We start from the raw sequence: 19,744 nt of genomic DNA on the forward strand, positions 1-19,744 counted from the left end.
GGCATCGTCGTCGCCTTGCTGCGCACCGGCCAGACTTGGCAACCAAACTACCAAGCCTAAACACAGTTGCTCATCCGTCGGCTTCGCCGACACCTTCTCCCACGAGGGGAGAAGGGCGCCCCGAGGCGAACTCACAAACGTCCGATTGTCCCACGCAAAGGGACGGACCGCTGGTCGGGCGGGACGAGCCGTTCTGGCCCCGGTCGCCGGCCGCCGGCAGCATCGGGGCCTGTTCGACGCGATGGAGCCTGGGCCTTGAAACGACTGTTGATCGCCACGCTGTTGCTGGCCGCCACCTTGGCGGAAACCGCCGCCGCCAGCGTGATCACCACCTCCGGCCGGGTGGAGGGGCGACAGGAAGACGGTCTGACCGTCTATCGCGGCCTGCCGTTCGCCGCGCCGCCGGTGGGTCCGCTGCGCTGGCGCGCGCCCCGGCCGGCGCCGGCCTGGACCGGGGTGCGCCGCGCCGCCGCCTTCGCGCCCGCCTGTCCGCAGACCGGCGTCTCGATGCCGGGCGAAGCGGCGACCGCGACCAGCGAGGATTGCCTCTATCTCAACATCTGGACCCCCGCCCGGTCGGCCAAGGAACGGCTGCCCGTGCTGGTCTGGATCCACGGCGGGGGGTTCAGCAACGGCGCCACCGCCCTGCCCCTCTATGCCGGCGACCGGCTGGCGCGGCGCGGGGTGGTGGTGGTGAGCATCGCCTATCGGCTGGGGCCGCTGGGCTTCCTGGCCCATCCGGAGCTGACCGCCGAGTCCGGCCACGCCAGCTCCGGCAACTACGGCCTGCAGGACCAGGTCGCCGCCCTGGCCTGGGTGCGGGACAACATCGCCGCCTTCGGGGGCGATCCTGGCAAGGTGACCATCGCCGGCCAGTCGGCGGGGGCGATGTCGGTCAGCATCCTGATGGCCTCGCCCCAGGCCCGGGGCCTGTTCCACCGGGCCATCGGCCAGAGCGGCGGCTTCTTCGAGCCGGTCGAACTGGCGCCGCAATACCGCCTGGCCCGGGCCGAGCAGGACGGCGTCGCCTATGGCGCCTCGGTCGGGGCCAGCTCCCTGGCCCAGCTTCGGGCCCTGCCGGCGGAGGCGCTGCTCGGCGGCAGGGCCGGGCAGGTCTCGCATCCGGTCATCGAGCCCTGGCTGCTGCCCGCCTCGCCCTACGAGGTCTTCGCCGCCGGCCGGCAGAACGACGCGCCGCTGCTGGTCGGTTACAACGCCGAGGAGGCCCGGTCGCTGACCGACGTCAGCCAGGTCACCGCCGCCAGCTTCGCCGCCGACCTGGCCGCCCGCTGGGGACCGCTGCCGCCGCCTCTGGTCGCCGCCTACCCGTTCACGACCGATGCGGAGGCCCGCGCCGCGCGGCTGGCCTTCGAGCGGGACCTGCGGTTCGGCTGGGACATGTGGGCCTGGGCGCGGCTGCAGAGCCATTCCGGCCGCCGGCCGGCCTGGCTGTACCAGTTCACCCTGGCGCCGCCCTTCCCGGCGGGGTCGCCCCAGACCGACTGGCGAGCCGGCCACTTCGTCGAGCTCTGGTACATGTTCGGGCAGGTCGAGCGCGAACCCTGGGCCCGGCCGGTCGACCGGAACCTGTCGGAGGCCATGACCGGCTACTGGAGCAACTTCGCCCGCGACGGCGATCCCAACGGCCCCGGCCTGCCGTCCTGGCCGGTCTACAGCGGGCGCGGGTCGGAGGTGCTGCAGCTGGGCGAGGCGATCACCCTCGGCGGGGTTCCAGACCCCGAGGGGCTGGCCACCTTCGACGCCGTCTACGGCCAGCTTCGCGGGTCCTGAGCGCGTTACGGCCGAGGCGCATCCGGGGCGTCGCGCAGCTTGCGCATCAGGTGGCTGGCGCGGCGGTAGCAGGTGATGATGCTGCCCAGGGCGATGACCGCCAGCCCGCCCAGGATGACCTGGCCCGTGCCGCCCCACAGCGGCTCGAAGGCGGCGATGAGGCAAGTGAGGGTCAGCACGAACATGCGGTGCGGCTTGGCCATCGGGCCGCTGAAGTCGGCGGCATACCCCAGGCCCCGGCCCAGCTCGCGGACATAGGCGGTCAGCACCGCCAGCACGGCGGCCAGCCAGCCCAGCCATTCGCCGGCCGGCAGCTTGATGGCCGCGCAGTAGCCGGCGGCGACGATGAACAGGATGTCGGCGATGCGGTCGGGCAGCTCGTTCCACACCGGACCGGTGGGCGAGGCCATGCCGTGCTCCACCGCCACCATGCCGTCGATCATGTTGCACAGCAGGCGCAACTGGACGCAGACCGCCGCCAGGATGAGGGCGATGCCCCGGCCGACGCCACCGCCGTCGTCGGTGCCGGCCAGCAGCATCAGGGCGGCGCCGAGGGCGGCGAAGACGACGCTGATCGCCGAGATATGGTTGGGCCGCACGCGGGCCTTGCCGAGGGCCCGGGCCAGGCCGACGGCCCAGCCCTTGGAGCGGGTCTTCAGGGGGCGGCGGTTGTCGAGCTCGGTCATGGGGTCTGCGTCCGGCGGCCGCGGACCAGCGCCGCATTGTAGATGAAGGCGTAGAGGGTCGAGAGGCTCCACGGAAAGGCGATGGTGGCGACCAGTTCCGGCGTGCCGATCATCCTGTGGACGAGGGTGAGGGTGGCGAGGACGGCGCTGGCGGTGACGACCGGCGGCAGGACGAAGGCGACAGGCCCGGAAAAGCGGCCGTCCATCCACTCCAGGGCCCGCTTGATGACGCCGGTGAGCAGGGCGCTGATCACGCCTTGGGCGAGGGCCGGCAGCCAGGCGGCGGCCAGTCCGTGGTTGCGATTGGCGAACAGGGCCCAGCCGCCCATCAACAGGAAGCCGAAGGCCATGTGGACCAGGCTGGACTTCATCAGGCGCTGGATCATGGGCCCTCTCCCGTCCCGGACCGTGGGGGCGCCTGCCCGGTGGGTCAAGTCTCGAAGCGGCGGAGTATTTTACCACGGAGGGAGCGGCCGCAAGACCTGAAATTCACTTAATGCATTGTTTTATCAATATTATTTCGTCGGTACTGAGACTGGAAAACACCGGTCCGGCATGCGGATTGTATGGGGGTGGCGTTGTGGAAACGACGGGGTCGCATGGGGGGTGAATCTGTGGCCCGAAGGCGGAGGTCGGTTAGCGGCGAAAGGCCGCTAACCGCCCCTGAGAATTTTACCCGGCGGAAATGGCCTGGGCTTCGACGAGGCCGCGGCGGCGGGCGGCCACCCGGGCGAAGGCCTCGTGGTAGCGGGGGTTCTCGGTGCCCATCCAGCGGTCCCACCAGGTGAAGTAGAGGCCGAAATTATAGCCGGCCTGGGAGTGGTGCAGGTCGTGGTGGGTGACGGTGGTCATCCAATCAAACATCGGCCGGCCGTCGCGACGGGCCGGGAACAGCTCGTAGCCCGAGTGGCCGATCACGTTGCGGGCGATCTGGTGGATCATGAACAGGCCGAAGGCCGGCCAGCTGACCGGGACCAGCAGCAGCCAGAGCGGGCTGAAGGCGGCCATCAGCGCCGCTTCGCCGAGGTCGAAGCTGTAGGCGGTGAAGGGGGTGGGGTTGTTGGAGCGGTGGTGACGGCGGTGGAAGGCGCGGAACAGCCGGGGCCGGTGCAGGGTGCGGTGGACCCAGTAGAAGTAGGCGTCATGGGCCAGGATGGTCAGGACCAGGGAGGCGGCGGTCCAGATGAGGGGCGGCGTCTCGCGGAAGGCCTCGCCCCAGAGCAGGCCGGCCTTGTGCAGGCCGACGGTGATCAGGGCGACGGTCGAGAAGACGGCGACCGAGCGGATCGAGCAGAGCAGCTCGACAAGGTGCTGCAGGGCCGGCGGACGGCCCTCGCGGATCTTCCAGGTCTTCAGGACCGGGGCCAGGAGGACGCAGAGGATGAGCCAGGCCAGCGGCGCGGCGACGATGTAGCGGGTCAGGTCGCCCTGGAAGCCGGAGAGCCAGGCGCGGCCGATCGAGAGCAGGGATTCGGGGAGGGTCATGAGGCGGTCTCGCGGTGGATGCCGGGGGACCGTGGCTGGCGTGGGGGGCCGGGTGCTTCCTTCGAGGCTCGGCGCCTTGTCTGTTTTGAATTCAGCGAGGGTTTTTCAGTTTCAGCGATCCCCCTCCCCCCGACTACCCCGACGAAAGTCGGGGCCCAGCGTCCACCGGGCTTGGCGGTTCGCTCTGATCAGCGCGCGACCTTCTTCTACCTGCCAGCTGGGCCCCGACTTTCGTCGGGGTGGTCGGAAGAGGCCAGCGCCGCCACCCGCCACGCCGACGGCGTCTGGCCGGTGGCCTCCTTGAAGGCGCGGTTGAAGGGGCCGAGGCTGGCGTAGCCGAGGTCGAAGGCCAGGGCGGAGATGGAGGCGCGGGCGTTGGCCGGGTCGGCCAGGGCCGTCTTCGCCGCCTCGATGCGCCGCGCCCCGATGAAGTCGGCGAAGTTGCGGTGGCCAAGGCCGCCGTTGATCAGCCGGCGCAGACGGTGCTCGGGCACACCGACCTCGCCGGCCAGCTGGCCGATGGTCAGGCCTTCGCGGCGCCAGGCGCCCTCGTCCATCAGGGCCTGCAGCCGGGCCAGGGCCGGGCGGTCCTGGGGATCGACGGCGTCGGGGTCGGGGCCGCGGGCCGGTGCGGCGAACAGGGCCGGCCGGGCCTGCAGGAAGGCCGCGGCGGCGGTCAGGCTGATCAGGGCCAGGCTGATGGCCTGCAGCAGGTCCAGCTGATGCGACCGCAGCCCGAACTCGGCGCCGACCTCGAACCCCGACAGGACGATGGCGTAGACGGCGATGAGGATGATCACCGGCGCCCGCAGGGCCCGCCGGGCCTCGACGAGGTCGCCCTGGCGATGGCGCCAGACGACCGCCAGCACATGCAGCATCAACAGCGCCTCGAGAACGTTGTGGGTGATCCACACCCCGGAGCGATAGGAGCCGGGCGTCAGGATGCCGACCACCCCGACCAGGGTCATGACCAGGGGCGGGATCCAGCGGTCGAGGCGGAACGGCCGATCCTCGAACAGGGTGACGGCGAACATCCAGAAGAAGCCGGAACCGCCGAGCGACAGGAACCAGATCGGCGGCATCAGCGTGCGCACCGCCTGGGTGACGACGCCGCCGGAGTTGAGCGCGAAACAGGCGGCCGACAGGCAGAACAGGGCGCCGGTCCAGCGGGCGGGAACGCGCACGCCGCCTCGCAGCAGGCCGATGGCCGTGCACAGCGTGGCCCCGATGGCCAGGCCGCGCAGCAGGACTTCCAGCGTTTCCATCGGCCCTCCCCGCGCGCCTTCCTTCTCTTCGCACTCTTCGCAGAACAACGGCCGCCGGGCCAAGGCTCTTTCGCGGCAAACGAACGTGCTAGCCTTGAGGAATGAGCGCCACCCTGCATCTGATCTGCGGCCTGCCGGGCTCCGGCAAGAGCACGCTGGCGCGGCGGCTGGCCGGGGAGACGGGGGCGTTGCGGCTGAGTTCCGATGTCTGGCTGAAGGCGCTGGAGGCGGACGGCTATGACATCGCGGCGCGGGCCCGGGTCGAGGCGTTGCAGTGGGACCTGGCGACGGAGCTGCTGGCGCGGGGGGTGAGCGTTATCCTGGAGGCCGGGTTCTGGACGCGGGCCGAGCGCGACGCCTGCCGGGCCGGGGCGGCGGCGGTGGGGGCGCGGGCGGTGCTGCATTTCTGCGATGCGCCGGTCGAGGAGCTGATGGCCCGGGTGGCGGCGCGGAACGCGAAGCTGCCGGCGGACAGCTATCGGGTGGAGCCGGGGGACATCGCCGACTGGGCGCCGCTGTTCGAGCGCCCGGGGGCGGATGAGTTGGAGTAGGGGTCGGCAGGGTGTTCGCTCTCCGCCCTCTGGGCGGAGGACGGTTCGGAGCGTGAGCGACGGACCAGGAGGCGGGCCCACCGGCGGTGGGGATTAGCGCGTTCCCTTTCACGCTCGCGGCAGCGGTCGCACCTCACATCCGCCGGTGGAAGTCCCGCCTCGGTTTGGCTCGCTTGCAGCGCTCGCCAAAGCCACTCCGCCCCAGGGGCGGAGAGCGATTGCTACGGCGCCGGCGGCATGGCTTCGGCCTCGGCCCGCAGCCAGCGCAGAAACGTCTTCAGCGCCCTACCCTCCTCGCCAGGCGCTGGGATCAGCACGAAGTCGCTGTCCGAGGGCAGGAAGCCGAGGGGGGCGACGAGGCGGCCGGCGGTGACGTCGGCTTCGACCAGGGGCCAGGGGGCGATCATGGCGCCCAGGCCCGCCACCGCCGCGTCGAAGGCGAAGTGGAGGTGGGCGAAGGCGCGTTCCGGGCCCGGCGGCAGGGCCGCGCCGGCGAGGTCGGCCCATTCGCGCCAGCCGCCCGGATGGGTGGCCGAGACCAGGCGGGGGACGGCCAGGACATTGCCGCCGCGCCCGGCCAGGACATCCGGCGCGACGACGGGGCCGACGGCGTTGGCCATGAAGCGGTGGCAGGGAAGGCCCGCCTGGTCGGCCCGGGAGAGCACCCGCAGAGCGCCCTGGGCCTGGCGCTGGCGGCGGGCGTTGGTGTGCAGTTCGGTGAGGTCGAGGGTCAGGCCCGGCTCGGCGGCGGCCAGGCCGGAGAGGCGCGGGATCAGCCACTTCACCGCCAGGCTGGGATGGACGGCGAGGCGCAGCGGACCGGCCGGGTTGCGGGCGGTGGCGACGGCGACGGCCAGCTGGTCGAAGGCCAGGGTCAGGGGGCGCAGGAGGTCGCGGCCGGCGGCGGTCAGCTCCAGGCGGTGGCGGGGGCCGGTGAACAGGGCGGCGCCGAGGCTGCGCTCCAGGGCCTTCACCTGGCGGGAGACGGCGCCGTGGGTGACGCCGAGTTCGGCGGCGGCGGTCGTCGCGCCGCCGGTGCGGGCCATGGCCTCAAAGGCGCGCAGGGCGTTGAGGGAGACGGTGTTGAGGGTCGGCGCCGGCTTTGAGGCTGTGAGTTTTGCGCACATGAAGGAGGGATACGGCCGGGCAGCGGGATGCGCAATCGCGGCGTCGGCGTCGGCGCAGCTGATAATCCGGGGACACTATATAGATTTCCGCTAATGACCGGCGGCGGACCGACGAGCGCGGCCGGAAATCTATATAGTGTCCCCGGATTATCAGCCCCCGGGCGGTCGGGCGTCTCCTGCTTGCCGCTTGACCCCCGGCGCCAGCCCGGCAAGGTGTCGGCGGTCGGAGGGCGGCGTGCGGATATCTGAGACCATCGAAGCCTTCGTCGCGCGTCAGCCCGCCATCCTGCTGTGGGGGCTGGGCGGCGTGGTGGCGCTGCTGAGCGTGGCGGCGGCGATTTCGGCGGTGCTGCCGCTGATCAACAGGACGAAAGACTACAAGGAGCTGCGCCAGCGGATCACCAGCTGGTGGGTGATGGTGGCCTTGCTGGCCGCCGCCCTGTTGCTGGGCTGGCAGGCGACGACCCTGTTGTTCGTGGTCATCAGCTTCATCGCCCTGCGCGAGTTCCTGTCGCTGGCCCCGACGCGCAAGGAAGACCGGCTGATCATCCTGGCGGCCTATCTGTCGATCCCGGTCAGCTACTTCTGCATCGCCATCGACAAGTACCTGATCTTCCAGGTCATCGTGCCGGTCTACGCCTTCCTGCTGACGCCCTTCCTGATGGCGGCGTTCGGCCAGACCAAGGGCTATCTGGGCCGGGTGGCGATGTTCCACTGGGGCATGATGACCTGCGTCTACAACCTCGGTTACGCCGCCTTCCTGATGCGGGTGCCGGACGCCGAGGCGCCGGCCGGGGCGGCGGGGCTGGTGCTGATGCTGCTGGTCGCCACCGAGTTCAACGACGTGGCGCAGTACGTCTGGGGCAAGACGCTCGGGAAGCGGAAGATCGTGCCGACGGTCAGCCCCAACAAGACCTGGGAAGGCTTCCTTGGCGGCTGGGTGAGCACGGCGTTGCTGATCTGGTTCGCCGGGCCCTACCTGACGCCGTTGACCGGCTGGGGGCTGGGCATCGTGGCGGTGAGCCTGCCGCTGGCCGGATTCGCCGGCGACGTGACCATGAGCGCCATCAAGCGCGACATCGGGGTCAAGGACACCAGCCACCTGATCCCGGGCCATGGCGGCCTGCTGGACCGGGTCGACAGCCTGACCTTCACCGCGCCGCTGTATTTCCACCTGCTGGCCTTCTTCGCGGTGGAGAAGTTCTGATGCTGCGCTGGCTGCGCCTGGCGCTGATCGTGGCGGTGGCCCGGCCGGTGGCGCGGTTCTTCACCGGCGCCGATGTGGAGGGGCGCGAGCGGCTGCCCGTGAAGGGGCCGGCGATCATCGCCGCCAACCACAACAGCCATGTCGACACCCTCTTGCTGCTGACCATCTTCAAGGCCCGGGCGCTGCATCTGGTGAGGCCGGCGGCGGCCAGCGACTATTTCCTCAAGGACCCGGTGATCGGCTGGGTGTCGCGCAACCTGATCGGCATCGTGCCGGTGGCGCGGCGCAAGGCCGGGAGCGGCGAGGATGTGCTGGCGCCGGCCCGGCAGGCGCTGGCTGAGGGCGCCATCGTGGTGGTGTTTCCGGAGGGGACGCGGGGCGATGCCTCCGACACCATGGCCCAGCTGAAGAACGGGGTGGCGCGGCTGGCCGAGGCCTTTCCGGAAGCGCCGGTGATCCCGGTGTGGATCCAGGGGGCGGGCCGGGTGCTGCCCAAGGGCAAGGTGATCCCTGTGCCGATGACCTGCGCCGTGCTGGTCGGCGAGCCGATCCGCTGGGAGGGCCGGCGGACGGCCTTCATGGAGGGACTGCGGGATGCGCTGCTGGCGCTGAAGGCCCAGGCGCCGCCGCTGCGCTGGAGCGAGGGGGAGGACTAGCGCCAGGGCCGGTTTGAAGGCACACCGGCGCCATGCGCATCGTCTCCGGCCAGTTCAAGGGTCGCCCCATCGTCACCCCGCCCGGCCAGACCACCCGGCCGACGAGCGACCGCGCGCGGCAGGCGGTATTCAACATCCTGGAGCATGCCGCCTGGGCGCCGGAATTGAAGGGCGCGCGGGTGCTGGACCTGTTCGCCGGCAGCGGGGCGCTGGGGCTGGAGGCCATCTCGCGCGGGGCCGGCTTCTGCCTGTTTGTCGAGACCGACGATGCGGCGCGCGGGGCGATCCGTGAGAACATCGAGGCGTTCGGGCTGTTTGGCTCAACGCGCATCCATCGGCGGGACGCCACCGACCTGGGCGTGCGGCCTGGGAGCGCCGGGCCGCCGTTCGACCTGGCGGTGCTCGATCCGCCCTATCACAAGGGGCTGGCCGAGAAGGCGATGGCGGAACTTGTGGCGCATGGCTGGTTGAAACCGGGCGCGGTGGTCATGGTCGAGCGCGGCTCGGACGAGAGCCCGTTCGCGCCAGCCGGATACGCGGTGCTCGATGCCCGCGACTATGGCGCGGCGCGGGTGCATTTTCTGCGCTTTGAAGGTGCTTGACCCTCACGGGACGTGAGACCGCAAACCTCTCCTCATGACGAGGACATCCAGGGATATGAGCAGGCAATACACGGTGGCGGAGGTGGCGCGGCTGTCGGGCGTTTCGGTCCGGACGCTGCACCATTACGACGCCGTCGGGCTGCTGAAACCGGCTGAGGTCGGCGCCAACGGATACCGGCTGTACGGGCGGGAGGAGCTGCTGCGGTTGCAGCAGATCCTCTTTCACCGCGAGTTGAAGTTTCCGCTGGAGGCGATCAAGGCGGTGCTGGCCAGCCCGGACTTCGACCGGTTGGCGGCGCTGAAACGCCAGCGTGCGGCGCTGGCGGAAGAGGCGGCGCGGTATCGGAAACTGCTCAGGACCCTGGATGCGACCCTCGCCGATCTGGAAGGAGAGACGAGCATGAGTGAGCGCGAACTGTTCGGCGGGTTTTCGCCGGAGAAACAGGCCGAGCATGAGGCCTGGCTGATGGACCGCTATGGCGACGGGACCAAGGCCCGGATCGCCGGGTCGAAGGCGAGGATGAAGGGCTGGAGCAAGGCCGACTTCGCCGCGCTGAAGGCCGAGGGCGAGGCCATCGAGCAGGCCATGGGCCGGGCGCTGACCGACGGCCTGCCGGTCGACAGCGGCGCGGTGCGGGCGCTGATGGCCCGCCACCACGCCTGGGTGGCCTTGAGCTGGCCCAGCCCGCCGACGGCGGAGGCCTTCGCCGGGCTGGGGGCCATGTATCTGGAGCACCCGGAGTTCACCGCCCGCTATGAGGCGGTCGCGGCGGGGTTGGCGGAGTACATGGCCGAGGCGATGCGGTCGTACGCTGAGGCGGAGTTGTAGGGACCGGTTCGCTGCGCGAGCAGCGTACCTGTCCCCGGTTGGCGTAGACGGTTGAAGCGCGCGCGATCCAACCGGTTGTGCTGACCGGGGACAGGTAGGCCGCGTTCGCGGCCAACCTGTCCCCACCGTCACCAAGCCTTCGCCGTCACCCGGTTGTTGAGTTGGGCCCGCAGGTTGGCGAGGCCCTGCCGCGTGATGCGGTAGGGTCCGCCGCCGGTGCTGGCGATCAGCCTTTTGGCCTTGAGGCTCTTGAAGACCGACAGGGTGCAGTCGGTCATCAGCCAGCCCTCGCGGGACCAGCATTCGACGTCCGTCACCTTGTCGGCCTCGCGCACGAGGTCGATCCGGCCGCCTTGGGCCAGGGCATGCAGCACGCGTTGCTGCGTCTTTGAGATGTTCACTGGAAAGTCCGATGTCGTGAGGCATGACAAGCCGCGCCCTCACAGCCGCGAGGACGGGCGGGTTCAGCGGGCTCTTCGACGACCGGAGCTTGTTATCCGGCCGTCAGGCCCATGCCTCGACGGCAAGGGGTGACATAGGGCGTACCTCTGTTGACGGACGCTGGTTAGCGCGCAGAGCGCTGTTCGGCCAGAGGGCCCAAGCGCCTCAGGGCGATCTCAGGCGCCGGGTGGCGTGAAGGACACAACCACCGATTCGGCCGAGCGCTCGGCCTCGCCATGGAAGACGACCTCGATGTTGTTGCCGTCCGGGTCCCAGAGGAAGCCGGCGTAGTAGCCGGGGTGGTAGGGCCGCTCGCCGGGCTTGCCGTTGTCGCGGCCGCCGGCGGCGAGGGCGGCTTTCCAGACGGCGTCGACCTGGGCGCGGTCGGCGGCCTGGAAGGCGAGGTGGACGTGGGTCGGGGCCGGCGTCTTGTCGTCGGCGGCGTCGATCCACAGTTCGTCGGCCTGCAAGTGGGTGGCGTCCGAGACGACGGGAATCGATAGGGCCTGCAGGAGGGCGGTGTAGAACTTCTGCGTCGCGGCGAGGTCGCCCGCGCGCAGGTGGACATGATCGATGAGGCGGCCGCGGTGGAGGTCCATGGCGGTTTCAACGCCAATGACGCGATACGGTTGCTACAGCGCCGGCTGGCTGGGCGGCGGCACATAGGCGGCGCGGGCGGCCAGAATCGCCGGCTGCTTCTCCTCGGCCCAGGCGACCAGGGAGGCCAGCGGGCCGTTGAGGCCGCGGCCCAGCTCGGAAAGGGCGTAGTCGACCTGGGGCGGGACGGTGGGGTGGACGGTGCGGATGACGAGGCCGTCCTGCTCCAGCCGGCGCAGGGTCTGGGCCAGCATGCGCTGGGAGATGTCGCCGATGCGGCGCTTGAGGGCCGAGAAGCGCACCGGCCGGCCGTCCTTGAGGATCAGCAGGATGAGCACGCTCCAGCGGTCGCCGATGCGGTCCAGCACGTTGCGGATCGGGCAGCTGGCGGCGTCTTCGAAGGCGGGCGCGTTGTCACTCACGGGTGGTCCTCCAGTCCGGGGCGGTCACTGCGCGGTAACCGGGTTACGCCGGCGACCCTTCTTGCGGGGCCGGCCGGCAGGGGCGATCTAGGCGGTATTGAAAGTATACCAGGTACGATCTGGTTATCACAAAGGACCACTCCATGACCATCGCCCTGATCGGCGCCACCGGCTTCATCGGCTCGCGCCTGCTGAAGGAACTGTCCGACCGCGGCCACGCCGTCACCGCCATCGCCCGCGACGCGGCCAAGGTTCCGGCCCTGCCCGGCGTGACGCCGAAGGCCGGCGACATCCATGACGGGCCGGGGCTGACGGCACTCCTGAAGGGCCATGCGGTGGTGATCAGCTCGGTCCACTACCTGGCGACCGACCCGGAGGTGCTGCTGTCGGCGGTGAAGGCGGCGGAGCCGGAGCGCTATCTCGTCGTCGGCGGGGCCGGCAGCCTGTTCGTGGCGCCCGGGGCGCGGCTGATCGACCAGCCGGCGTTCCCGGCCGAGTACAAGGCCGAGGCCTCGAAGGGCGCCGAGTATCTGGCGCGGCTGCAGGCCGAGCCGGCGCTCGACTGGACCTTCCTGTCGCCGTCGGCGGAGATCTTCCCGGGCGAGCGGACGGGCCGGTTCCGGCTGGGCGGCGACGAGGTGCTGTTCGCCGAGGACGGATCGAGCCGCATCTCGGCCGAGGACTATGCGGTGGCGCTGGTCGACGAGATCGAACGGCCGGCGCACCGGCGGGCGCGGTTCACGGTCGGCTACTGAGGGCAGGTATTCCTCCCTCCCCTTTATGGGGAGGGACCGGCGGCGAAGCCGCCAGGGTGGGGCACTGGGAGGCGTCACCTGGCGGCGGGGATTGGCGGCGTTCGACTTCCCCACCCTGCGCGCTTCGCGCGCTGTCCCTCCCCATAAAGGGGAGGGAGGGCGCGAAACCGCCTCTCCGTCGTTACCGCCGCCCGAACAGCCGTTCTATGTCGGCCAGGCGCAGCTCCACATAGGTCGGGCGGCCATGGTTGCATTGGCCACTGTGGGGGGTGGCTTCCATCTCGCGGAGCAGGGCGTTCATCTCGGCGCCGGTCAGGCGGCGCCCCGCCCGGACCGAGCCGTGGCAGGCCATGGTCGAGCAGACCTCCTCCAGCCGCTCCTTCAGGGCCAGGGCCTGGCCGTTCTCGGCCAGGTCGTCGGCGATGTCGCGGATCAGGCCGCCGGCGTTGGTTTCGCCCAGCAGCGCCGGAGTCTCGCGGACCAGGACGGCGCCCGGGCCGAAGGGCTCGATGACCAGGCCGAGCGCCGCCAGCTCGTCGGCGCGGGCGCAGACCCGTTCGGCCTCGGACGGGTCGAGGTCGACGACCTCGGGCAGCAGCAGGGTCTGGCGGGCGACGCCGCCGGCCGCCATCTCCTTCTTCATCCGCTCGTAGACCAGCCGCTCGTGGGCGGCGTGCTGGTCGACGATGACCATGCCGTCGCGGGTCTGGGCGACGATGTAGGTCTCATGCACCTGGGCGCGGGCGGCGCCGAGCGGGAAATCGACGGGGTCGATCTGGCCGGGCTGGGGCGTCGAGGGGCGCTCGAGAACATCCATGTCGAAGCCGGCCATGGCCTCGGCGAAACCGCCGGGAGCCGGCTCGACGCGGGCCGAGACGTCCGAGAGGCCGGGCAGGTTGCCGGTCTGCTGGGGCTGCCAGCCGCCCTGCTGCCAGGCCGAGAAGCCGGTCGCCGACGGCGGCGGGCGATAGCCGCCATAGCCGCCGCCTCCGCCGGGCCGGAAGCCCGCCAGGGCCGCCCCGGCGACGGTGGTGCTGGCCCGGTGGCCGGCCCCGGCCAGGGCGTGCCGCAGGGCCCCGATGATCAGGCCGCGGACCAAGGCCGGGTCGCGGAAGCGGACCTCGGCCTTGGCGGGGTGGACGTTGACGTCGACCAGGGTCGGCTCAAGCTCGAGGTAGAGGGCGGCGGCCGGGTGGCGGTCGCGGGCCAGGTAGTCGGCGTAGGCGGCGCGCAGGGCCCCCTGCAGCAGCCGGTCGCGCACCGGCCGGCCGTTGACGAACAGGTACTGGTGGGCGGCGTTGCCGCGGTTGTAGGTCGGCAGGCCGGCGAAACCGGAGAGCCGCACCCCTTCCCGCTCCTGGTCGATCTCCAGGGCGTTCTCCTGGAACTCGCGGCCGAGCACGGCGGCGAGGCGGGCCAGCCGCCCTTCCGGGCCGGGCGGCTCGGCCGGCAGGCGCAGGACGCGGCGGCCGTCGAGGTCGAGGCTGAAGGCGGTGGCCTCATGCGCCATGGCCTGGCGCTTGACCTCCTCGGTGATGGCCATCTGTTCGGCCCGCTCGGACTTCATGAACTTCAGGCGGGCGGGGGTGGCGTAGAACAGGTCGCGGACCTCGACCCGGGCCCCGTGGGCGCCGGGGAAGGCGGCGGGGCCGGGCTGGCCGGTGGCGCCGCCCTCGACGAGAATGGCGTGGGCGTCGGCCGAACCCTTGGCGCGGCTGGAGATGGTCAGCCGGGCCACCGAGCCGATCGACGGCAGGGCCTCGCCGCGAAAGCCCATGGTGGCGATGTTGAGAAGGTCCCAGGTCCCGTCGGGGCCGGGATTGAGCTTGGAGGTGGCGTGGCGCTCGACGGCCAGACTGAGGTCGTCCGGGCCCATGCCGGCCCCGTCGTCGGCGATCAGGATGCGGCTGAGGCCACCGCCGTCGGCCTCGACGGCGATCTTCAGGGCCCCGGCGTCGAGGGCGTTCTCGACCAGTTCCTTGACGGCGCTGGCCGGCCGCTCGACCACCTCGCCGGCGGCGATGCGGTTGACGGTCTCGGGCGGAAGACGGCGAATGGGCATAAGAGAACCAACCTAGCCGATTCCGAGGGTCATGACCGTAGCGATCAACAGACGCCTCCTGGGCGCGGCCACCATAGCCGTCCTGGCCATATGGCCCCTGGCGCCGGGCGGCGCCACGGCTCAAGCCACTGACGATCCCGAAGGGGTGCTGGTCGAGGAGCTGGTGGTCGCCTCCAACCTCGGTGGCCCGGCCTTCTGGAAGGTCTCGGACGGCGACACCACCCTCTATGTGCTAGGCGCGCCCGGGGCCCTGCCGAAGGGGACCAAGTGGGACGAGCGCCGCCTGGCGATGCGGCTGGACGGGGCCAAGGCGCTGATCCTGCCGCCGAAGATCAAGGCCCGGCCGGTGGTGATGACCGCTTTTTTCCTCAGCAATCAGAAGAAGTTCCAGGGCGGCCCGCCGCTCGACGGTGAGCTGGCGGCGCGGCTGGAGCGGGACCGGGCGGCGTTGAAGATCAAGCCCGAGAAGCTGGCCAAATGGAGGTGGGGCATCCAGGGCGCCATCCTGGCCGGCGAGCTGCAGAAGCCCCTGAAGATGGACGACGACCAGCCGATGACCCGCGTTCTGGCCCTGGCCCGCAAGGCCAAGGTCAAGCAGGTCCGGGCCGGGGCGGCGATCGACCCGATGCCGGCGGTCAAGTCGCTGCTCAGCCTCGACGACGCCGGCCATCGGGTCTGCCTGGAGGATGCGCTGGACGAAGTCGAGGCCGGGCGGGGCCGCATCCGCGAGGCGGCGGCCGGCTGGGCGCGGGGCGATGTGAAGGCGGCGCTGCGGGCTGAACGCGGCTTCGATCGCTGTCTGGCCCGGCTGCCGCTGCTGGCGACCCTGAGCCGCAAGGCCATGGCCGACACCAGTGGCGCCATCGCCCGGCAGATGGCCGTGCCGGGCAAGGCGGTGGCGGTCGTCGAACTGCGCCAGCTGCTGGCGCGCGGCGGGGTGCTGGATCAGCTGAAGGCGCGGGGGTTCAAGGTGGAGACGCCGGCGAGCGCGGGGTGAAGCTCCGCCACCCCCAGGTCGTCATCCTCGGGCTTGTCCCGAGGACCCATACGCGCGGAAGGTCGGCGTAGCGTCCATGCTCGCGCCTCATCTCACCCTTTCGTCGAAGCGGACGAATGGGTCCTCGGGACAAGCCCGAGGATGACGGCGGATGACGACGGATAGAGTGGCCTACAGGCCCGGCAGCTTCACCCAGCCGGACTTTTCGCGCTTGATGACGACGTTCTTGCCGCCGGTCAGCGTCTTGATGCGGGCTTCCTCGGCGGCGGCGTCGACGACCGGGGCGGTCGACGGGTCGGCGCTGGCGGTCGCCGGCTTGTCTTTGCGCCAGAACATCACCGTGTCGGCGAAGCTCTTTTCCTTGTGGGCGACATCGCCGAACTCGTCGTCGACGACATAGCGGACCAGCGGGTCGGCGTTGCCGGCCCCGGCCTTGGCGACCAGCACCTTTTCACCATCCGAACGCTCGGTGGCCAGGACGCGGGCCTGGGCCGAGGCGCGGGAGGCGCTGTCGGGCTCAAGCTCGGCCGGGCGCGGCTCGCCGGGGGCCGGCGGGCGCAGGGCGTAGTCCGGCGGCACGACCAGCGGCGCCTTGGTGACGACCTTGAACTCATCCGGGGTGATCTTGGCGAGGCCCAGCGCCTTGGACGTGGACTGGCACCCGGCCAGGCCGGCGCTGGCCACCAGGGCAGTGATGACGATCGCGCGGTTCAGCTGCATAGCCAAAGAGAAACTCCAGTGGCCCCCCGGCCAAAAATCAGAAGGGATCAGATACGCCAGAACGATGCGGGCGCCAACTGGGACAGTTTACCCGCTCTTCTGCTTACGATCGGCGAGGAATGTGTCGATCAGAAGGAGTACGACGCCAACGCTGATGGCGCTGTCGGCGACGTTGAACACCCAGGGGAACATCAGGTCGGTGAAGTCCAGGAAGTCGGCGACGGCCCCGAAGCGGATGCGGTCGATCATGTTGCCGACCGCCCCGCCCATGATCAGCCCGAAGGCCCAGCCCAACAGCGGCCGCTGGACCTTGCGGGCCCAGAAGGCGATGACGATGGCCACGGCCAGGGAGAAGAAGGTCAGCGCCCAGCGGATCCAGTCGACCTCGGCCCGGAACAGGCCGAAGGAGACGCCTCGGTTCCAGACCATGGTCAGGGAGAAGGGGCCGAACACCGGCCGCGATTCGCCCTCCAGCAGCCCCTGGCTGAGAAACCAGAGCTTGCTCATCTGGTCGCCGACCAGGACGGCCAGCGCCAGGCTGTAGGCCGTCGGCCCCTGGCCAGCTCCGGTGACGGATTCGGGCTCGGGGGTCGGGACCGTGGCGATCTGCGGATCGGCGGGCGTTTCCGGGGTCTCGATGCTCAAGCGGGAGCGCTCCTTGAAGTCAGGCCCAACCGATATCAGGCCGCGCTGGCCTTGTCCCAGGCGGCGACGGCGTCCTCGCAGCGCAGGCACAGCTGGGTGGCCGGCTTGACCTCGGTGAGGATGCGCCAGCAGCGGGCGCACTTTTCACCCTCGGCCAGGGCCGGGTCGACGCTGATCCCTTCCCCGCCTTCCTTGAAGCGAGCCGAGCTGGTGCGGAAGATTTCCGCCGCGTCCAGGCCGTCGAAGGCCGACAGCAGGGCCGGATCGCCGACGGTGACCACCGGGGCGGCCTCCAGCGACGAGCCGATGCGCTTTTCGCGGCGTTCGACTTCCAGGGCGGCGGTCACTGCCGAGGTGACCTGCTCGATCCGGCCCCAGCGGGCGGCGGCCTCGTCATTGCGCCACTCGGCCGGGGTGTCCGGGATGACGCGGAAGGCGTTGGCCGAGGCGTCCGGGAAGCGGCTGGCCCAGGCCTCGTGCATGGTGAAGGGGGCGATCGGGTTCAGCCAGGCGGTCAGCCGCTCGAACACCGCCTCCAGCACCGTGCGATAGGCGCGGCGGGCCAGGGCGTCGGGCCGGTCGCAGTAGAGGCTGTCGCGGCGGATGTCGAAGAACAGGCTGGAGAGGTCGCCCTGGCAGAAGTCGAGCACCGGCCGCAGAACGTCGGCGTAATTGTAGGCGCCATAGGCCTCGCGCACCTGGCCGTCCAGCTCCCACAGGCGATGCAGGATGTAGCGTTCCAGCGACGGCAGGTGGTCGAGCGGCACACGCTCGGCCTCGTTGAAGTCGGCCAGGGCGCCCAGCATGTAGCGCAGGGTGTTGCGCAGCTTGCGATAGGCGTCCGACACCCCGGCCAGGATGGTCTTGCCGATCCGCTGGTCCTCGGCGTAGTCGGTCAGCGCCGTCCACATGCGCAGGATCTCAGCGCCGTATTCCTTGATGATGTCGGCCGGGTTGGTGACGTTGCCCAGCGATTTGGACTGCTTGCGGCCCTGCTCGTCGAGCGTGAAGCCGTGGGTGACCACCGCCTTGTAGGGCGCCGCGCCACGGGTGCCGCAGGCCTCCAGCAGGGAGGACTGGAACCAGCCTCGATGCTGGTCGGAGCCTTCCGAATAGAGGTCTGCCGGCCAGTGGGTGTTGCCCCGGCCTTCCAGGGTGAAGGCATGGGTCGAGCCGGAGTCGAACCAGACGTCGAGGATGTCCTCGACCTTCTCGTACTTGGCCGGGTCGAGGTCGCCGAGGAAGTCACTGGCCGGGCGCAGGTACCAGGCGTCGGCGCCCTCGGTCGCGATCAGGTCGGTGATGCGCCGGTTGACGGCGGCGTCGACCAGCGGCTCGGCGGTGTCCTTGTCGACGAACATGGCCAGCGGCGTGCCCCAGGCCCGCTGGCGGCTGATCAGCCAGTCGGGGCGGGTCTCGACCATGCCGCGGATGCGGGTGCGGCCGGCCTCCGGGTAGAAGGCGGTGGCGTCGATGGCGGCCAGGGCTTTGTCGCGCAGGGACGGGCCCTGTTCGCTGTCCATCCGCACAAACCATTGCGGCGTGTTGCGGAAGATGACCGGGGCCTTGGAGCGCCAGCTGTGCGGATAGGAGTGTTCCAGCCGGCCACGGGCCAGCAGGTTGCCGGCCTCGATCAGCTTTTCCATCACCGCCGGGTTGGCGGGGCCGAACTTACCCAGCTTCTTGCCCTCGGTCTCCAGCACCTTGAGGCCGGCGAACAGGGGGACGTGGGGGTAGTAGGCGCCGTCGGGGTCGACGGTCTCCGGGATGTCCTTGTGGCCGTGCTTGAGCCAGACCAGGTAGTCGTCGGCGCCGTGGCCGGGGGCGGTGTGGACAAAGCCCGTGCCGGCGTCGTCGGTGACATGGTCGCCGGCCAGCAGCGGCACCGGAAAGCCGAAGCCCTGGCGGTCGTCGGCCGAGGGGGCCAGGGCGGCCAGCGGGTGGGCCGTGGTCAGGCCGGCCGGATCGACGGCGTCCAGGCGCGTCCAGCTGGCGGCCTTGGCGGCTTTCAGCACCTCTTCGGCCAGCTTGTCGGCCAGCACCAGCCGGTCGCCGGGCTTCACCCAGGGCTCGAACGCCAGGTCGGCTTCCAGGCTGGCGATACGGTAGAGGCCGTAGTCGATGGCCGGGTTGAAGCTGATCGCCCGGTTGGCCGGGATGGTCCAGGGGGTGGTGGTCCAGATGACCACGGCGGCGTCATCGAGGCCCTTGGTCACCGGGAACTTGACCCAGATGGTCGGGCTGACGTGGTCGGCGTACTCGATCTCGGCCTCGGCCAAGGAGGTGCGCTCGACCGGGCTCCACATCACCGGCTTGGAGCCGCGATAGAGCTGGCCCGAGGCGACGAATTTGTGGAACTCGGCGACGATGGTCGCCTCGCTGGTGAAGTCCATGGTGGCGTAGCGGTTTTCCCAGTCGCCGAGCACGCCCAGGCGCTTGAAGCCCTCCATCTGCACGCCGATCCAGCCCGCGGCGAATTCGCGGCAGCGGCTGCGGAACTCGGCCGAGGGGACCTCGTCCTTGGCGCGGCCCTTGGCCTTGAACTCCTTCTCGATCTCCCATTCGATGGGCAGGCCGTGGCAGTCCCAGCCGGGCACGAAGTCGACGTCGAAGCCGAGCAGGAAGCGGCTGCGGACCACGAAGTCCTTCAGGGTCTTGTCCAGCGCATGGCCGATATGGATGGCGCCGTTGGCGTAGGGCGGGCCGTCGTGCAGCACGAACAGCGGGGCGCCGGCCGCCTGCCGCTCGGCGCGGATGGCGTTGTAGAGGTCGGCCTCTTCCCAGGCCTTGAGGATCTCGGGCTCGAGCTTGGGCAGGCCCGCGCGCATCGGGAAGGGGGTGTCGGGAAGGAAGACGGTTTCGCGGTAGTCGCGGACGGGAGTGGCGTCGTCGGCCATGGGTGTAGG

At 70.6% G+C, this 19,744-nt stretch carries 20 protein-coding genes; 8 read left to right on the top strand and 12 right to left on the bottom strand.

Annotation, left to right across the window (positions count from 1 at the left end; translation table 11 throughout):
• The first annotated feature begins 255 nt into the window (after positions 1–255).
• Complete coding sequence (locus AC1RSK_RS11405; RefSeq protein ID WP_492907654.1) at positions 256–1,791, top strand: carboxylesterase/lipase family protein; 1,536 nt, start codon at positions 256–258, stop codon at positions 1,789–1,791.
• Between the two features lie 5 nt (positions 1,792–1,796).
• Here the strand turns inward: AC1RSK_RS11405 and AC1RSK_RS11410 are convergent, their stop codons facing one another.
• The 4 genes from AC1RSK_RS11410 to AC1RSK_RS11425 all read right to left on the bottom strand — a co-directional run bounded on the left by AC1RSK_RS11410 (position 1,797) and on the right by AC1RSK_RS11425 (position 5,227).
• Positions 1,797–2,477: a CDP-alcohol phosphatidyltransferase family protein gene (locus AC1RSK_RS11410; RefSeq protein WP_492907655.1), complete on the bottom strand. Its 681-nt coding sequence runs from the start codon at positions 2,475–2,477 to the stop codon at positions 1,797–1,799.
• A complete protein-coding gene (locus tag AC1RSK_RS11415; protein ID WP_492907656.1) occupies positions 2,474–2,863 on the bottom strand; it encodes a hypothetical protein in 390 nt (129 codons plus the stop codon). The genes AC1RSK_RS11410 and AC1RSK_RS11415 overlap by 4 nt, the downstream gene beginning before the upstream one ends.
• Before the next feature lie 286 nt (positions 2,864–3,149).
• Positions 3,150–3,962 (bottom strand): sterol desaturase family protein, encoded by an 813-nt coding sequence (locus AC1RSK_RS11420; protein WP_492907657.1) that lies wholly within the window; start codon positions 3,960–3,962, stop codon positions 3,150–3,152.
• Between the two features lie 206 nt (positions 3,963–4,168).
• Entirely contained in the window at positions 4,169–5,227 is a 1,059-nt protein-coding gene (locus AC1RSK_RS11425) for a helix-turn-helix domain-containing protein (protein WP_492907658.1), read from the bottom strand.
• 101 nt (positions 5,228–5,328) lie between these two features.
• Here AC1RSK_RS11425 and AC1RSK_RS11430 point away from each other — a divergent pair, with 101 nt between their 5' ends.
• Positions 5,329–5,778, top strand: a complete 450-nt coding sequence (locus AC1RSK_RS11430) for a P-loop nucleotide/nucleoside kinase family protein (RefSeq protein ID WP_492907659.1) — start codon at positions 5,329–5,331, stop codon at positions 5,776–5,778.
• Positions 5,779–5,999: 221 nt separating this feature from the next.
• On the opposite strand, the gene AC1RSK_RS11435 is transcribed toward AC1RSK_RS11430, so the two are convergent.
• The gene (locus AC1RSK_RS11435; RefSeq protein WP_492907661.1) at positions 6,000–6,905 is read right to left on the bottom strand and encodes a LysR substrate-binding domain-containing protein; all 906 of its coding nucleotides are present in this window, start codon (positions 6,903–6,905) and stop codon (positions 6,000–6,002) included.
• A 235-nt stretch (positions 6,906–7,140) separates the two neighbouring features.
• Here AC1RSK_RS11435 and AC1RSK_RS11440 point away from each other — a divergent pair, with 235 nt between their 5' ends.
• From AC1RSK_RS11440 to AC1RSK_RS11455, 4 genes are read left to right on the top strand one after another with little or no spacing between them, the layout of a single operon-like run.
• Entirely contained in the window at positions 7,141–8,112 is a 972-nt protein-coding gene (locus AC1RSK_RS11440) for a phosphatidate cytidylyltransferase (RefSeq protein ID WP_492907662.1), read from the top strand.
• Entirely contained in the window at positions 8,112–8,768 is a 657-nt protein-coding gene (locus AC1RSK_RS11445) for a lysophospholipid acyltransferase family protein (RefSeq protein WP_492907663.1), read from the top strand. Before AC1RSK_RS11440 ends, AC1RSK_RS11445 begins: the two co-directional genes overlap by 1 nt.
• A 32-nt stretch (positions 8,769–8,800) precedes the next feature.
• The gene (gene rsmD / locus AC1RSK_RS11450) at positions 8,801–9,370 is read left to right on the top strand and encodes a 16S rRNA (guanine(966)-N(2))-methyltransferase RsmD (protein WP_492907664.1); all 570 of its coding nucleotides are present in this window, start codon (positions 8,801–8,803) and stop codon (positions 9,368–9,370) included.
• A 55-nt stretch (positions 9,371–9,425) separates the two neighbouring features.
• Entirely contained in the window at positions 9,426–10,199 is a 774-nt protein-coding gene (locus tag AC1RSK_RS11455) for a MerR family transcriptional regulator (RefSeq protein ID WP_492907665.1), read from the top strand.
• A gap of 128 nt (positions 10,200–10,327) precedes the next feature.
• Here AC1RSK_RS11455 and AC1RSK_RS11460 read toward each other — a convergent pair whose 3' ends face one another.
• From AC1RSK_RS11460 to AC1RSK_RS11470, 3 genes are all read right to left on the bottom strand, one after another.
• Positions 10,328–10,600 carry a YjhX family toxin gene (locus AC1RSK_RS11460; RefSeq protein ID WP_492907666.1) on the bottom strand — a complete coding sequence of 91 codons (273 nt, stop codon included), beginning with the start codon at positions 10,598–10,600 and terminating at the stop codon, positions 10,328–10,330.
• Positions 10,601–10,816: 216 nt separating this feature from the next.
• Positions 10,817–11,239 carry a VOC family protein gene (locus AC1RSK_RS11465; RefSeq protein WP_492907667.1) on the bottom strand — a complete coding sequence of 141 codons (423 nt, stop codon included), beginning with the start codon at positions 11,237–11,239 and terminating at the stop codon, positions 10,817–10,819.
• A gap of 33 nt (positions 11,240–11,272) precedes the next feature.
• Positions 11,273–11,659, bottom strand: a complete 387-nt coding sequence (locus AC1RSK_RS11470; RefSeq protein WP_492907668.1) for a winged helix-turn-helix transcriptional regulator — start codon at positions 11,657–11,659, stop codon at positions 11,273–11,275.
• 143 nt (positions 11,660–11,802) lie between these two features.
• On the opposite strand from AC1RSK_RS11470, the gene AC1RSK_RS11475 reads away from it, so the two are divergent.
• A complete protein-coding gene (locus tag AC1RSK_RS11475; RefSeq protein WP_492907669.1) occupies positions 11,803–12,414 on the top strand; it encodes an NAD(P)-dependent oxidoreductase in 612 nt (203 codons plus the stop codon).
• Between the two features lie 181 nt (positions 12,415–12,595).
• Here AC1RSK_RS11475 and mutL read toward each other — a convergent pair whose 3' ends face one another.
• On the bottom strand, positions 12,596–14,476 hold the full coding sequence (gene mutL / locus AC1RSK_RS11480) for a DNA mismatch repair endonuclease MutL (protein ID WP_492907670.1): 1,881 nt from the start codon (positions 14,474–14,476) through the stop codon (positions 12,596–12,598).
• A gap of 31 nt (positions 14,477–14,507) precedes the next feature.
• On the opposite strand from mutL, the gene AC1RSK_RS11485 reads away from it, so the two are divergent.
• The gene (locus tag AC1RSK_RS11485; RefSeq protein WP_492907671.1) at positions 14,508–15,473 is read left to right on the top strand and encodes a TraB/GumN family protein; all 966 of its coding nucleotides are present in this window, start codon (positions 14,508–14,510) and stop codon (positions 15,471–15,473) included.
• Between the two features lie 171 nt (positions 15,474–15,644).
• Here AC1RSK_RS11485 and AC1RSK_RS11490 read toward each other — a convergent pair whose 3' ends face one another.
• The 3 genes from AC1RSK_RS11490 to ileS all read right to left on the bottom strand — a co-directional run bounded on the left by AC1RSK_RS11490 (position 15,645) and on the right by ileS (position 19,735).
• A complete protein-coding gene (locus AC1RSK_RS11490; RefSeq protein ID WP_492907879.1) occupies positions 15,645–16,193 on the bottom strand; it encodes a DUF3035 domain-containing protein in 549 nt (182 codons plus the stop codon).
• An 87-nt stretch (positions 16,194–16,280) separates the two neighbouring features.
• Positions 16,281–16,799, bottom strand: a complete 519-nt coding sequence (gene lspA / locus AC1RSK_RS11495; protein ID WP_492907880.1) for a signal peptidase II — start codon at positions 16,797–16,799, stop codon at positions 16,281–16,283.
• Positions 16,800–16,873: 74 nt separating this feature from the next.
• Entirely contained in the window at positions 16,874–19,735 is a 2,862-nt protein-coding gene (gene ileS, locus AC1RSK_RS11500; protein WP_492907672.1) for an isoleucine--tRNA ligase, read from the bottom strand.
• Between the last annotated feature and the right edge of the window lie 9 nt (positions 19,736–19,744).

It is taken from the genome of Caulobacter sp. GW821-FHT11A05 (assembly GCF_058809015.1).

Excerpts from the sequence above, each read along its gene's own strand:
- AC1RSK_RS11435 (WP_492907661.1), bottom strand. The coding sequence starts at position 6,905 with ATGTGCGCAAAACTCACAGCCTCAAAGCCGGCGCCGACCCTCAACACC.
- AC1RSK_RS11455 (WP_492907665.1), top strand. The coding sequence starts at position 9,426 with ATGAGCAGGCAATACACGGTGGCGGAGGTGGCGCGGCTGTCGGGCGTT.
- AC1RSK_RS11430 (WP_492907659.1), top strand. The coding sequence starts at position 5,329 with ATGAGCGCCACCCTGCATCTGATCTGCGGCCTGCCGGGCTCCGGCAAG.
- AC1RSK_RS11415 (WP_492907656.1), bottom strand. The coding sequence starts at position 2,863 with ATGATCCAGCGCCTGATGAAGTCCAGCCTGGTCCACATGGCCTTCGGC.
- AC1RSK_RS11410 (WP_492907655.1), bottom strand. The coding sequence starts at position 2,477 with ATGACCGAGCTCGACAACCGCCGCCCCCTGAAGACCCGCTCCAAGGGC.
- AC1RSK_RS11425 (WP_492907658.1), bottom strand. The coding sequence starts at position 5,227 with ATGGAAACGCTGGAAGTCCTGCTGCGCGGCCTGGCCATCGGGGCCACG.
- AC1RSK_RS11465 (WP_492907667.1), bottom strand. The coding sequence starts at position 11,239 with ATGGACCTCCACCGCGGCCGCCTCATCGATCATGTCCACCTGCGCGCG.
- AC1RSK_RS11475 (WP_492907669.1), top strand. The coding sequence starts at position 11,803 with ATGACCATCGCCCTGATCGGCGCCACCGGCTTCATCGGCTCGCGCCTG.
- ileS (WP_492907672.1), bottom strand. The coding sequence starts at position 19,735 with ATGGCCGACGACGCCACTCCCGTCCGCGACTACCGCGAAACCGTCTTC.
- rsmD (WP_492907664.1), top strand. The coding sequence starts at position 8,801 with ATGCGCATCGTCTCCGGCCAGTTCAAGGGTCGCCCCATCGTCACCCCG.
- mutL (WP_492907670.1), bottom strand. The coding sequence starts at position 14,476 with ATGCCCATTCGCCGTCTTCCGCCCGAGACCGTCAACCGCATCGCCGCC.
- AC1RSK_RS11445 (WP_492907663.1), top strand. The coding sequence starts at position 8,112 with ATGCTGCGCTGGCTGCGCCTGGCGCTGATCGTGGCGGTGGCCCGGCCG.
- AC1RSK_RS11485 (WP_492907671.1), top strand. The coding sequence starts at position 14,508 with ATGACCGTAGCGATCAACAGACGCCTCCTGGGCGCGGCCACCATAGCC.
- AC1RSK_RS11490 (WP_492907879.1), bottom strand. The coding sequence starts at position 16,193 with ATGCAGCTGAACCGCGCGATCGTCATCACTGCCCTGGTGGCCAGCGCC.
- AC1RSK_RS11420 (WP_492907657.1), bottom strand. The coding sequence starts at position 3,962 with ATGACCCTCCCCGAATCCCTGCTCTCGATCGGCCGCGCCTGGCTCTCC.